General features: G+C 64.3%; 11 protein-coding genes and 1 tRNA gene. 10 read left to right on the plus strand and 2 right to left on the minus strand.

Annotated features, from left to right (window positions below):
* From nuoN to EOA27_RS05020, 9 genes are all read left to right on the plus strand, one after another.
* Positions 1 to 1,425, plus strand: a 1,425-nt coding sequence (gene nuoN / locus EOA27_RS04980; RefSeq protein WP_127255654.1) for an NADH-quinone oxidoreductase subunit NuoN, incomplete at its 5' end; no start/stop codon positions are given.
* A gap of 4 nt (positions 1,426 to 1,429) precedes the next feature.
* Positions 1,430 to 2,251: a biotin--[acetyl-CoA-carboxylase] ligase gene (locus EOA27_RS04985; RefSeq protein WP_126082118.1), complete on the plus strand. Its 822-nt coding sequence runs from the start codon at positions 1,430 to 1,432 to the stop codon at positions 2,249 to 2,251.
* 94 nt (positions 2,252 to 2,345) lie between these two features.
* A complete protein-coding gene (locus EOA27_RS04990) occupies positions 2,346 to 4,016 on the plus strand; it encodes a ribonuclease J (protein WP_126082119.1) in 1,671 nt (556 codons plus the stop codon).
* Positions 4,017 to 4,150: 134 nt separating this feature from the next.
* Positions 4,151 to 4,555 carry a methylmalonyl-CoA epimerase gene (gene mce / locus EOA27_RS04995; RefSeq protein ID WP_126082120.1) on the plus strand — a complete coding sequence of 135 codons (405 nt, stop codon included), beginning with the start codon at positions 4,151 to 4,153 and terminating at the stop codon, positions 4,553 to 4,555.
* Positions 4,552 to 4,836 carry a DUF1467 family protein gene (locus EOA27_RS05000; protein WP_127255657.1) on the plus strand — a complete coding sequence of 95 codons (285 nt, stop codon included), beginning with the start codon at positions 4,552 to 4,554 and terminating at the stop codon, positions 4,834 to 4,836. The genes mce and EOA27_RS05000 overlap by 4 nt, the downstream gene beginning before the upstream one ends.
* Positions 4,837 to 5,411: 575 nt before the next feature.
* The gene (gene proS, locus EOA27_RS05005) at positions 5,412 to 6,740 is read left to right on the plus strand and encodes a proline--tRNA ligase (protein WP_126082121.1); all 1,329 of its coding nucleotides are present in this window, start codon (positions 5,412 to 5,414) and stop codon (positions 6,738 to 6,740) included.
* A complete protein-coding gene (locus EOA27_RS05010; protein ID WP_126082122.1) occupies positions 6,737 to 8,023 on the plus strand; it encodes a lipoprotein-releasing ABC transporter permease subunit in 1,287 nt (428 codons plus the stop codon). The genes proS and EOA27_RS05010 overlap by 4 nt, the downstream gene beginning before the upstream one ends.
* Entirely contained in the window at positions 8,020 to 8,703 is a 684-nt protein-coding gene (locus EOA27_RS05015) for an ABC transporter ATP-binding protein (protein WP_189343105.1), read from the plus strand. Before EOA27_RS05010 ends, EOA27_RS05015 begins: the two co-directional genes overlap by 4 nt.
* Positions 8,704 to 9,249: 546 nt before the next feature.
* Positions 9,250 to 10,500 carry an SRPBCC family protein gene (locus EOA27_RS05020; protein ID WP_126082123.1) on the plus strand — a complete coding sequence of 417 codons (1,251 nt, stop codon included), beginning with the start codon at positions 9,250 to 9,252 and terminating at the stop codon, positions 10,498 to 10,500.
* A gap of 181 nt (positions 10,501 to 10,681) precedes the next feature.
* Here the strand turns inward: EOA27_RS05020 and lipB are convergent, their stop codons facing one another.
* Positions 10,682 to 11,425, minus strand: a complete 744-nt coding sequence (gene lipB, locus EOA27_RS05025; protein ID WP_127255659.1) for a lipoyl(octanoyl) transferase LipB — start codon at positions 11,423 to 11,425, stop codon at positions 10,682 to 10,684.
* A 182-nt stretch (positions 11,426 to 11,607) separates the two neighbouring features.
* Here lipB and EOA27_RS05030 point away from each other — a divergent pair.
* Positions 11,608 to 11,692: transfer RNA gene (locus tag EOA27_RS05030), tRNA-Leu, on the plus strand.
* 150 nt (positions 11,693 to 11,842) lie between these two features.
* On the opposite strand, the gene sucD is transcribed toward EOA27_RS05030, so the two are convergent.
* Positions 11,843 to 12,742, minus strand: coding sequence for a succinate--CoA ligase subunit alpha (gene sucD / locus EOA27_RS05035; RefSeq protein WP_095815516.1), 900 nt, complete (start codon positions 12,740 to 12,742; stop codon positions 11,843 to 11,845).
* Positions 12,743 to 12,847 lie beyond the last annotated feature (105 nt).

The raw sequence follows: 12,847 nt of genomic DNA on the forward strand, positions 1-12,847 counted from the left end.
CTTCTCTCCAGCCTTTCACTCTCGACGCCGGAACTGATCCTCGCTGTCGGCGCGCTGGTGCTCCTGATGATCGGAGCCTATTCGCGCTCCAACAACACCATGACCGTGACCGGCCTGGCCGTCCTTGTGCTGGTGGTGGCCGGACTCTGGCTCGCCTTCTCCGGCGGGCAAGGCGCTGCCTATGGCGGCGCCTTCGTGCAGGATGCCTTCGGCGCCTTCATGAAGATGCTGGCACTGATCGGATCGGCGGTTTCGCTGGTGATGTCGATGCGCTTTGCGCGCCAGGAGCATTTCGACAAGTTCGAGTTCCCGGTGCTTATCCTGCTCTGCACGCTCGGCATGCTTCTGATGATCTCGGCCAACGGCATGATCGGGCTTTATCTCGGGCTCGAGCTGCAATCGCTGGCGATCTATGTGCTGGCGGCGATCAACCGCGACAATTTGCGCTCGACCGAGGCGGGCCTGAAATATTTCGTCCTCGGCGCGCTGTCCTCGGGCATGCTGCTCTACGGCATCAGCCTCGTATACGGTTACACCGGCAACACCGGCTTCCAGGAGATCGCGACGGCCCTTGGCAGCGGCGAGCGCCAGCTCGGCCTCGTCTTCGGCCTGGTGTTCGTGCTCGCCGGCCTCGCCTTCAAGATCTCGGCCGTGCCGTTCCACATGTGGACGCCGGACGTCTATGAGGGCGCGCCGACGCCGATCACCGCCTTCCTGGCGGCGGCGCCGAAAATGGCGGCGATGGCGCTGATCGTGCGCGTCACCATGGGCGCCTTCAAGCCGATCGCCGCCGATTGGCAGCAGATCGTCGTCTTCATCTCGATCGCCTCGATGGCGCTCGGCGCGTTCGCGGCCATCGGCCAGACCAACATCAAGCGCCTGATGGCCTATTCCTCGATCGGCCACATGGGCTACGCGCTGGTCGGCCTTGCCGCCAACAGCCAGGCCGGCGTGCGCGGCGTCGCCATCTACATGCTGATCTATCTGGTGATGACGCTCGGCACCTTCGCCTTCATCCTCGCCATGCGCCGCAAGGAAGGCAATGTCGAGCAGATCAGCGACCTTTCCGGTCTCGCCTCGACCAACCCGGTCATGGCCACCATCCTCACCATCCTGATGTTCTCGCTGGCCGGCATTCCGCCGCTCGCGGGCTTCTGGGGGAAATGGTATGTGTTCCTCGCCGCCATCAACGCGCATCTTTACGCCCTGGCAATCATCGGCGTTCTGGCCTCGGTGGTGGGCGCCTACTATTACCTGCGCATCATCAAGATCATGTGGTTCGACGAGCCTGTCGGCGGCTTCGTTCCGATGGCCAGCGAGCTGCGCCTTGTGCTCGGCGTCAGCGGCGCCTTCGTGCTGTTCTACGTGCTGATCGGCGGACCGATCGGCAGCTACGCCGAAGCCGCCGCGAAGACCTTCTTCTGACGGGATGGCGTTTCGGCTGGCTCCAACCGCGGCGTCGGAGGGGTTCCGGCTCGAGGCGCATGACAGCGTCGGCTCCACCAACGCGCTGGCGCTGGAGCACGCGCGCGCCGGCGATCCCGGCAAGCTCTGGGTCGTTTCGAAGAAGCAGGAGAGCGGCCGCGGCCGGCGCGGGCGCGCCTGGGCGACGCCGGAAGGCAATCTTGCGGCGACACTGCTCCTGGTTCCGGGCGGCGAGCTGCGGCTGGCAGCGACCCTCGGCTTCGTCGCGGGGCTGGCGCTGGCCGACGCGCTCGACGCCGTCGTGCCGAAAGGCCGGATCGCCGTCGCCTTGGATGGCGCGAGCCAGGGGCGCAACCGCTTCGAGCTGAAATGGCCGAACGACGTGCTGGCCTCGGGCGCCAAGCTTGCCGGCATCCTGCTGGAATCGGCGATGCTGGAAGGCGGCCGTTTCGCGGTCGCCATCGGCATCGGCGTCAATGTCGCGGCTTATCCCGAGGACTTGCCTTATCCAGCGACCTCGCTCAGCGCGCTCGGCGCCGATTGCGATGCCGAAATGCTGTTCCTGGCGCTTTCGGATGCCTGGAGCGAGAATGCCAGGCTCTGGGACGACGGGCGCGGGCTCGATGCCATCAGAAAACACTGGCTTGCCCGCGCGGCGGGGCTTGGCGGCGAGGTTGCTGTCAGAATTGACGGCAATGTGGTGCGCGGCGTCTTCGAAACCATTGACGAGGACTGCCGTTTCGTGATCCGCGACGATGAAGGATCGGTTTTGACGATCGCGGCGGGCGACGTGCATTTCGGCGCTGTCGCCTCGGCCCGGGTATAGTTTTATTTTGCGCCGTTCCGGACGAAGTCATTGACTACGGTTTTCCCGGAATTGCTCCAACGGCTTGGCCTGACGGCCAGGAAGGAAAGAATTCATGGCGAATAGAGAAAACGCCGAGCTCGTTTTCGCGCCGTTGGGCGGCGTCGGCGAGATCGGCATGAATTTCGCCCTTTATGGTTATGGGCCCGCTGATGCGCGCGAATGGATCGTCGTCGATGTCGGCGTCACCTTTCCCGATAGCGCGCATCCCGGCGTTGATCTCATCCTGCCCGATACGCGCTTCATCGAGGAGAACATCGACGGCCTGCGCGGCATCGTCATCACCCACGCGCATGAGGACCATTACGGCGCGCTGCTCGATATCTGGCCGAGGCTCAAGGCGCCGGTCTGGATGACGCCGTTCACCGCAGGCCTGCTCGAAGCCAAGCGGCAGGGCGAGCAGAACGCGCCGAAGATACCGGCGTCCATCTACCGGGCCGGCGAGAAATTCACCATCGGACCGTTCGAGATCGAGGCCATTCCGGTGGCGCACTCGATTCCCGAGCCGATGTCGCTGGCGATCACCACGCCGGCCGGCACCGTCATCCATACCGGCGACTGGAAGATCGACCCGGAGCCGACGATCGGGCCGAAGACCGACGAGGCGCGGTTCCGCGCCTATGGCGACAAGGGCGTGCTGGCGCTGATCTGCGATTCCACCAACGCGCTGAGGGAAGGGGAGTCGCCGTCGGAAGTGGCGGTGGGCGAAGGCCTAAAGGGCGTCATCGAGAAGGCCAAGGGCCGCGTCGCAGTCACCACTTTCTCCTCCAATGTCGGGCGCATCGTCTCGATAGCGCGCGCGGCGCGCGATGCCGGCCGGCAGTGCCTGGTGCTCGGCCGCTCGCTGAAGCGCGTCATCGACGTGGCGGGCGAGCTCGGCTACATGGATGGCCTGCCGGAGTTCATCGCCGAGGAAGACTATGGCTATATCCCGCGCGAGAACCTGGTGATCATCTGCACCGGCAGCCAGGGCGAGCCGCTCGCCGCGCTGGCAAAGCTGTCGCGCGACGAGATGAAGTCGGTGGCGCTGACGGCCGGCGACACGGTGGTGTTCTCCTCGCGCACCATTCCCGGCAACGAGAGGGCGATCCTGGAAATCAAGAACCGGCTGATCGACCTCGGCATGAAGATCATCGAGGATGGCGACGCGTTGGTGCATGTGTCGGGCCATCCGCGCCGCAGCGAATTGCGCAAGATGTATGAATGGGTGCGGCCGCAGATCGGCGTTCCCGTGCATGGCGAGGCGGCGCATCTGGTGGCGCAAGGCTCGTTGATGTCGATGTCGGGCATCGGCCAGGTGGCGCAAGTGCGTGACGGCGACATGCTCAGACTCTGGCCCGGCCCGGCGACGATCATCGACCAGCTGCCGTTCGGCCGGCTGTACAAGGACGGGTTCTTGATCGGCACCGACCAGGCCATGGGCATACGCGACCGCCGCAAGCTCTCCTTCGCCGGTCATGTCGCGGTCAATGTCGTGCTCGACGACAAATACGAGCTCGCCGGCGACCCCGACCTGGTGGCGATCGGCGTGGCCGAGGCGGATGCCAGCGGCGAAACGCTGGAAGACCTGATGCTCGATGCGGCAATCGGCGCGGTGGACTCCATTCCGCGCCAGCGTCGAAAAGACCTCGACCTGGTGCAGGAAGCGGTGCGTCGCGCCGTGCGCGCCGCCGCCAACGAAGCCTGGGGCAAGAAGCCGCTGGTGACGGTGTTCGTCACGCGGTGACGAACAAGGGAATAGGGGAGTAGGGCAGTAGGGCAGTTGGGCAGTAGGGAAGAATGAGTGGTTACTTTCTTGTGCCTTTTTTCCCTACTCCCTTACTGCCCTACTCCCTTACTCCCCTAAAAGCGGAGCGCTTTATGCTTGGACGCCTGAACCATGTCGCGCTTGCCGTGCCGGATCTGGCTGCGGCGATGGCTGCCTATCGCGATATGCTGGGCGCGCGATTGAGCGCGCCGCAGGCGCTGCCGGAGCATGGCGTGACGGTGGTGTTCGTCGATGTCGGCAACACGAAGATCGAGTTGCTGGAGCCGCTGGGCGATGCCTCGCCGATCGCGGCGTTTCTCGAGAAGAACCCTTCGGGCGGCATGCATCACGTCTGCTATGAGGTCGACGATATCCTGGCTGCCCGCAACCATTTGAAAGCGAGCGGCGCACGGGTGCTCGGCGACGGCCACCCGAAGATCGGCGCGCATGGCAAGCCGGTGCTGTTCCTGCATCCCAAGGATTTCTTCGGTACGCTCGTCGAACTGGAGCAGGCATGAACTGGGTCCTGTTCGCGGCGCTGTTCTTCGTCACCTGGTGGTTGGTGCTGTTCATCGTTCTGCCGTTCAGCCTGCGCACGCAGGACGACGACAGGGATGTCACTCTTGGCACGGTTTCCAGCGCGCCGCGCGGGCCGCATATGCGGCGCGCCTTCCTGGGCGCGACGGTCGTGACGGTGGTCGTGATGGGTATTCTCTACGGGCTGACGATGGGGCTAGGATTCAGCTTCGACGACATCATGCGGATCATGCCGGACTTTAGTCCGAATACCCATCACTGACGCTGAGAACACGGTCTCCGCAAGTATTGCGAAGCATGCGCGCGCAGGGGTTGAGATCGGAAGCCGGCTTCCGATTTTCGCGAGCGCGGGACTGTCAAGCTGTTTGGCAGAGGGCTGGGCTAAGCAGATGATTGCACAAAAAAAATGCAAGGCACGAGGCCTTGCAATTTAAACGCGTCCGATCCGTTTCCGGTGTCCGGCGGCAGCGAGTTACCGCGCCTAGATCGCATCCTCCCAAGACTTTGACCGCGTAGGAGAGCAGATTTTTCTCCGCCCTCTCGGTTATCGGCGCACACTAGACCAAGGCAGGTGAAAATGTCACGAAGAATTTTGCCCGGAAACGGGCAATATCGTGCTGCACTGCACAATAGTGCGGCAAGGCTTGCTTGTGAATCGATCAAAAAGCCATTTGCGGCACTTTGCGGTCAAAATCGCCTTTTTGGTAAGGTGCAGAAGGCCCCATACTTTGGGGCACTCGGGTTTCCATTCGGCCATGAAATGGCTATGAAGCCCGGGCAAGCAGCCTCGGTTGCGCCGATTCCCCCGCGCGGCCATTTTCATTCACGGACCAGTCCATGCGTTTGTCGCGCTACTTCCTGCCCATTCTCAAAGAAAATCCCCGCGAGGCCGAGATCGTCTCGCACCGGCTGATGCTGCGCGCGGGCATGATCCGCCAGCAGGGGCAGGGCAGTTTTTCGTGGCTGCCATTGGGCAAGCGCGTGCTGGACAAAGTTTGCCAGATCATCCGCGAGGAGCAGAACCGCGCTGGCGCGCTGGAAATCCTGATGCCGACCATCCAGTCGGCGGATCTTTGGCGCGAAAGCGGCCGTTACAACGACTACGGCAAGGAGATGCTGCGCATCAAGGATCGGCAGGATCGCGACATGCTCTACGGTCCGACCAACGAAGAGATGGTCACCGAGATTTTCCGCGCTTACGTCAAGTCCTACAAGGACCTGCCGCTCAATCTCTACCACATCCAGTGGAAGTTCCGCGACGAGGTGCGCCCGCGCTTCGGCGTCATGCGCAGCAGAGAGTTCCTGATGAAGGACGCCTATTCCTTCGACCTCGATTTCGAGGGCGCCAGGGCCGCCTACAACCGCATGTTCGTCTCCTATCTCAGGACGTTCACGCGCATGGGCCTGCAGGCCATCCCGATGCGCGCCGATACCGGCCCGATCGGCGGCGACCTCAGCCACGAGTTCATCATCCTGGCCGAGACCGGCGAGAGCCAGGTGTTCTGCGACCGCGCTTATCTGTCGCTCGACGTGCCGGGCGCGAACACCAACTTCTCCGACGATGCCGAGATCGGCGGCATCGTGACGAAATGGACGACGCCTTACGCGGCCACCGACGAAATGCATGACGAAGCTGCCTGGGAGAAGGTCGCCGAAGGCGACCGGCTTTCGGCGCGCGGCATCGAGGTCGGCCATATCTTCCATTTCGGCGAGAAATACTCCAAGCCGATGAACGCCAAGGTGACCGGCCCCGACGGCAAGGACCATTATGCGTCCGGCGGTTCCTACGGCATCGGCCCGTCGCGCCTGGTCGCGGCGATCATCGAGGCGAGCCATGACGAGAACGGCATCATCTGGCCGGAAGCGGTGGCGCCTTTCGACATCGGCCTGATCAACATGAAGGTCGGCGACGCCGAATGCGACCGCGTCTGCGACGAGCTCTATGCGGCGCTGACCTCGGCCGGCAAGGACGTGCTCTATGACGACACCGACCAGCGGCCGGGCGGCAAGTTCGCCACCGCCGACCTGATCGGCCTGCCGTGGCAGGTGATCGTCGGCCCACGCGGCGTGGCGGCGGGCGAGGTCGAGATCAAGAACCGCAAGTCGGGCGAGCGCGAGACGCTGCCGATCGCCGAGGCCAAGAAGCGCCTGGGTATCGCCGCATGAGCGAGGCGGCGACAGCGGCCAAATCAGGAGCGGGCGCCTTTTCCGGCTTCGAGCGCATGGTGGCGTGGCGCTATCTGCGCTCGCGGCGCAAGGAGACGGTAATCTCGGTCATCGCCTCCATCTCCTTCCTCGGCATCATGCTCGGCGTCGCGACGCTGATCGTCGTCATGGCGGTGATGAACGGTTTCCGCGCCGAGCTGCTCACGCGAATCCTCGGCGTCAACGGCCATCTCATCGTGCAGCCGCTCGATTCGCCGCTGGAGGACTACGCCCAGGTGGCGAGCCGCATCAACGGCGTCTCGGGCGTCAAATACGCGATCCCGCTGATCGACGGCCAGGTGCTGGCGCAAGGCAATGTCGGCGGCGGCACGGGCGCCCTGGTGCGCGGCATCCGCGGCGAGGACCTCGGCAAGATCTCGATCGTTTCCAGCAACATCAAGCAGGGCACGCTCGACGGTTTCGACACCGGCGAGGGCGTGGCGATCGGCAAGCGCATGGCGGAAAGCCTCGGGCTGGTGCTCGGCGATACTATCACGCTGATCTCGCCGGACGGAGACGTGACGCCGCTCGGCACGACGCCGCGCATGAAGGGCTACAAGGTGGCCGCGATCTTCGAGGTCGGCATGTCGGAATATGACAGCTCGATCGTCTACATGCCGTTTTCGGAAGCGCAGCTCTATTTCAACATGGACGGGCGCGCGCAGACCATCGAGATCTATGTCGACAATCCCGACAATGTCGATGCGCTGAAGCCGCTGGTCGAGCAGGCGGCGCAGCGGCCGGTCGATCTCGTCGACTGGCGCCAGCGCAACGAGACCTTCTTCTCGGCGCTGCAGGTCGAGCGCAACGTCATGTTCATGATTCTCACGCTGATCGTGCTGGTGGCGGCGCTCAATATCATTTCGGGCCTCATCATGCTGGTGAAGGACAAGGGCCACGACATCGCCATCCTGCGCACCATGGGCGCCTCGCGCGGCGCGATCCTGCGCATCTTCCTGATGACCGGGGCGGCGATCGGCGTCACCGGCACGCTCGCCGGCGTGCTGCTCGGCGTCGTCATCTGCATCAACATCGAATCGATCCGCCAGTTCTTCTCGTGGATGACCGGCAGGATACTGTTCAACCCCGAGCTCTATTTCCTCAGCCAGCTGCCGGCGAAGATGGACCCGCGCGAGACGACCTATGTCGTCATTATGGCGCTGGGCCTGTCCTTCATTGCGACGGTGTTTCCGGCTTGGCGGGCCGCCCGGCTCGATCCGGTCGAAGCCTTGAGGTACGAGTGATGGCCGAAGCCATTATCGAGCTGAAGGGCGTCGAGCGGCACTACGTCCAGGGGCCGCGCAAGCTCACCATTCTGAACGGCGCCGACTTTTCGCTGAGGCGCGGCGAGATGGTGGCGCTGGTGGCGCCATCGGGTTCCGGCAAGTCGACTTTGCTGCATACGGCGGGACTGCTGGAGCGGCCCGATGCTGGCGACGTGATCCTCGCCGGCCGCGCCTGTGGCCGCCTCTCCGACGAAGAGCGAACCGCGATCCGCCGCAACGATATCGGCTTCGTCTACCAGTTCCATCATCTGCTGCCGGAATTCTCGGCGCTCGAGAACATCATGATGCCGCAGCTGATCAAGGGGCTTCCTCCCAAGGAGGCGTCGGAGCGGGCGGCACAGCTTCTGGATTACATGCAGATCGGCAAGCGCGCGCAGCACCGGCCGGCCGAGCTTTCCGGCGGCGAGCAGCAGCGTGTCGCCATTGCCCGCGCGGTCGCCAACGCACCGCTGGTGCTCCTGGCCGACGAGCCGACCGGCAATCTCGATCCGACGACCGCCTCCTATGTCTTCGATGCGCTCGAAGCGCTGGTCCGGCAATCGGGGCTGGCGGCGCTGATCGTCACCCACAACCACGAGCTGGCTTCGCGCATGGACCGGCGGGTGACGCTGGCCGAAGGCAAGGTGGTGCCCCTGTAGGCCAAGCCGGTATTCGGATGAGGCTGGCCTGCGGACGGCAGTTTCCTGCGCTTCCGGTGCTCACGTACTTTAAGTACGCTCCGCTCCAGTTCTCGGAACCTGCCATCCTCGACTCAGCCTGATCCGAATTCCGGTTTGGCCTGGCTCCGCGCAACGAACCTCATCGCTCGTCAACCTTTCCTTAACTCTGCCCAAACGGACCGGCTGAATTCGCTCCGCCGGGCTATCGACGGTCGTTGACATTCGAACAAAATTAGAACAAATTACGAACATACTAACAACGGAGAGAGTTATGTCTGATCTGGTTCAGGATGTCGTCTCGCTGGTTTGCATGAGCACCTTTCTCGTTTCCATGGCGATCTGGATCGGCGCCATGTGATCAGGCGGCCTCGCCGCCGCTGTTTCGGGCGGGCGAGGGCCCGCCCTTGCGGGATGGGCAAGAACCCGCCTGGGATGGGCAAGAGCCCGGCCATTGTTGTTAAGTCTTTCTTGGCCGCGCCGACGTAGGCTGCCCATCCAGACAGGAGCCCAAGACAGGGGAGCCAAGTGTCGGTCTTCGTCACGGTCACCCTCGTGGCCGGCAATCTCGGACTGATCTTCCTTTTGATGACCGTGCCGCTCGGGTCGCGCACGGTGACGGTCAGCCGCGTGATCAAGGCCGATCGCGAGCGCCTCTGGCAGGCGTTGTGGCCGTTCGGAAGCGACGCCGGGTGGTCCGGGGAAATCCTTTCGGCCGAGCCGCTGGACGGCGAGGGAACGGCGCTGATCAGATTGTCCTGGGATGGCCGGGACGGGCGGCCGATCGAACGCAAGTCGCGGTTCGAGGATGTCGGCGAGGGCAGCCGCTTCTCGATGACGGTCATCGAGGACACGGCGCTCGACCCGTCCTTCTGGGCGAATTATCGCGAGACCGTCGCGCTTTTGCCCGAGGGCGATGCGACGCGGGTGACGCTTACCCAGACCGACCGCTATCGCGGCGTTGCCTTCCTGGTCTTTCGCTTCTTCGCCATGCGCCGTGAGATACGCAAGCTGGATGTCTGGGCGGCAACCGGCACTTATCGCAAGGGCGGCTGGTTCGAGCATCCGCTGAGCCAGATCGGTTTCGCCGTGCTCTCGGCCCTGATCCTGTGGCCGTTCTTCGGCCTCAATATCGGCGGGCTGGCGCTGGCCGCGATCCTGACCTCGGTGGTCGCCCTGCACGAGCTCGGTCATATGGCCGCCTTCCGCCTGACGGGACATCGCCGGGCGCGCATGATCTTCATCCCGCTGCTTGGCGGCATTGCCATCGGCGGCAGGCCCTATGACAGCCGCTTCGAGGTTGCTTTCGTGGCGCTGATGGGCGCCGGCTTCTCCGCTTTCCTGGTGCCGGTGCTGATCGCCGCCAGCGGCCTCGCCGGCAGCGAAGGACATCGCCTGGCCGCGACGCTTTTGGCCACGCTTGCCGGCTGCGCATCGCTGTTCAACATCGCCAATCTGGTGCCGGTGTGGAAATTCGACGGCGGCCAGGTGCTGCGCCAGATCTGCCCCGGCCCGGCGGTACTCGCGCTGGCGTCCTTCCTGCTCTTGTCCGCGCTTCTCGCGCTTGGCTGGCGGGCCGGTTTCTCGCCGAGCTTCCTGCTGATCGCCGGCGCGGTGTTCTCGATCCTCAGCCTCATCACCGTGGGCAGCGGCGTCAAGCCGCGCCACGAGCTGAAGCCGATCAAGACCTTCGACCGATTGGTCATGGCCGGCGCTTTGCTCGCGGTCTTCGCCATCCATGGCTATGGGATGCTGTGGGCTTCCGCGCAGCTCATGTAGGGTGTGTCGATATTCAGGTGAGGCCGGCCTGCAAATGTCGGCTTCCTGCGCTTCCGGTGCTCACGTACTATAAGTACGCTCCGCTCCGGTTCTCGGAACCGCCTTGTTTGGTCGCTTCGCGCCCGTCTTCGACTCCGACTCGGCCTGACCTGAATCTCAACACACCCGTAGGCGGAGCGGCTTAGCCGGCCTTCCGAGCTGGCTCCGCAGTCGGAACGGCGGCAGGTCCGAACACATCCTCGAAAGCGGCTTTCAGCGCCAGGTCGAGGTCGGCCATCGTGACCGGCAGGCCGAGGTCGACGAGGCTGGTCACGCCATGGTCCGAGACGCCGCAGGGCACGATGCCGCTGAAATGGCCGAGATCGGGCTCGACATTGATGGCGATGCCGTGGAAGCTCACCCATCGCCTCAGCCGGATGCCTATTGCCGCGATCTTGTCCTCGGCCGGCGAGCCGTCGAGCAGGGCAGGGCGATCCGGCCGCACCACCCAGACGCCGACGCGGTCCTCGCGCCGCTCGCCGCGCACATTGAAGGCGGCAAGTGTTTCGATGATCCATTGCTCCAGCGCTGCGACGAAGGCGCGCACATCCTCGCGCCGGCGCTTGAGGTCGAGCATGACGTAGGCCACGCGCTGGCCGGGACCGTGATAGGTGTATTCGCCGCCGCGACCCGCGGCAAAGACCGGAAAGCGGTCGGGATCGATCAGGTCTTCGCCACGCGCGCTGGTTCCGGCGGTGTAGAGCGGCGGATGCTCGACCAACCAGACCATCTCGCCGGCAGCACCGCTGCGGATCGCCACGGCGCGCGCCTCCATGAAGGCCAGCGCGTCCGGATAGGAGGTGAGGCCGGGTTCGATCACCCATTCCACCGGCGCCGAGCCGGGCAGGGGCAGGAACGACGTGGCGATCTGGCTGCGTTCTGTCATGGAACTTTCTCGATGTTCCTCTCATATGGCGGCAATCGGCCAAAACGTCCAGTTTCACCGGTGTGAAGCTGGGCCGTAGAGGGTTGTGCAAATGAGCGACGAATATTCCGCTCAGCGCACTTGTTTCGCCGGAAACGATTTGCTACAGGCCCCGGGCCGGAAGGTTCCGGCTCCTACCACGTGCGGTCGTGGCGGAATTGGTAGACGCGCAGCGTTGAGGTCGCTGTGGGGCAACCCGTGGAAGTTCGAGTCTTCTCGACCGCACCAAACCTTCTCCAAAGGCCTTGGAATTAGCGCTACCCGGCGACTGTTGTCGTTGCTGCCTGCGGTGCTCGTTGCCAAACGAAAAGCGGCGGCGGGTCATGAAGACCGCGCCACCGCCTGGTATTCCTAGCCGGTTCAAAAGCTCGGGCTGGATCACGCCGCCTTCTTCGTCCGCGCCAGCGTGTCCGCCACCACTTCGCCGAAGGAGGCGGGGGTCGGCACGATGACGACGCCGGCTTCCTTGAGGATCTCGACCTTTTCCTGGGCCGATTCGCCGAACGCCGAGATGATCGCGCCGGCATGGCCCATGCGGCGGCCTTTCGGGGCGGAGAGCCCGGCGATGTAGGCGATCAGGGGTTTGCGCATGTTGTCGCGCGCCCAGATCGCGGCTTCGGCTTCCTGCGGGCCGCCGATCTCGCCGATCATCACCACGGCGTCGGTGTCGTCGTCGCGCTCGAAGAGCTGCAGAATGTCCTTGAAGGACGAGCCGTTGATGGGATCGCCGCCGATGCCGACGCTGGTCGACACACCTATGCCCAGCGCCTTCATCTGCGATGCGGCTTCATAGCCCAGCGTGCCGGAGCGGCCGACAATGCCGACGCGTCCCGGCAGATAGATGCTGCCCGGCATGATGCCCATTAGCGCCTGTCCGGGCGTGATGACGCCGGCGCAGTTCGGGCCGACGAGGCGCATGCGGTCCTCGAAGCGGTAGCGGCGCATGTAGCGCTTGACCTGCATCATGTCCTGCGAGGGGATGCCGTCGGTGATGCAGACGCAGAGCTTTATCCCGGCATCCGCCGCTTCCATGATCGAATCGGCGGCGAAGGGCGGCGGCACGAAGACGATGCTCGCCTCGGCGCGGGTCTCGCGCACCGCGCCCTTGACGGTGTTGAAGACCGGCAGGCCGAGATGCGTCTGGCCGCCCTTGCCGGGGGTGACGCCGCCGACCAGCTTGGTGCCGTAGCGCTTCATGTCTTCCGCATGGAAGCTGCCGATCTTGCCGGTGAAGCCTTGCACGATGACGCGGGTGCTGCGGTTGAGCAGGATTGCCATTTTCTCGACCTCCCTCAGGCTGCTTTCTTGTTCTTGGTGGCTTCGCGCCAGGCGGCGACTGCCTTTTCGGCGGCCTCGGCCAGCGTGTCGGCGACGATCACCGCC

The sequence above is a fragment of the Mesorhizobium sp. M2A.F.Ca.ET.037.01.1.1 genome (genome assembly GCF_003998075.1).
Classification (GTDB): Bacteria; Pseudomonadota; Alphaproteobacteria; order Rhizobiales; family Rhizobiaceae; genus Mesorhizobium.

Coding starts and splice junctions, on each gene's coding strand:
- EOA27_RS04985 (WP_126082118.1), top strand. CDS start 1,430: ATGGCGTTTCGGCTGGCTCCAACCGCGGCGTCGGAGGGGTTCCGGCTC.
- EOA27_RS04990 (WP_126082119.1), top strand. CDS start 2,346: ATGGCGAATAGAGAAAACGCCGAGCTCGTTTTCGCGCCGTTGGGCGGC.
- mce (WP_126082120.1), top strand. CDS start 4,151: ATGCTTGGACGCCTGAACCATGTCGCGCTTGCCGTGCCGGATCTGGCT.
- EOA27_RS05000 (WP_127255657.1), top strand. CDS start 4,552: ATGAACTGGGTCCTGTTCGCGGCGCTGTTCTTCGTCACCTGGTGGTTG.
- proS (WP_126082121.1), top strand. CDS start 5,412: ATGCGTTTGTCGCGCTACTTCCTGCCCATTCTCAAAGAAAATCCCCGC.
- EOA27_RS05010 (WP_126082122.1), top strand. CDS start 6,737: ATGAGCGAGGCGGCGACAGCGGCCAAATCAGGAGCGGGCGCCTTTTCC.
- lipB (WP_127255659.1), bottom strand. CDS start 11,425: ATGACAGAACGCAGCCAGATCGCCACGTCGTTCCTGCCCCTGCCCGGC.
- sucD (WP_095815516.1), bottom strand. CDS start 12,742: ATGGCAATCCTGCTCAACCGCAGCACCCGCGTCATCGTGCAAGGCTTC.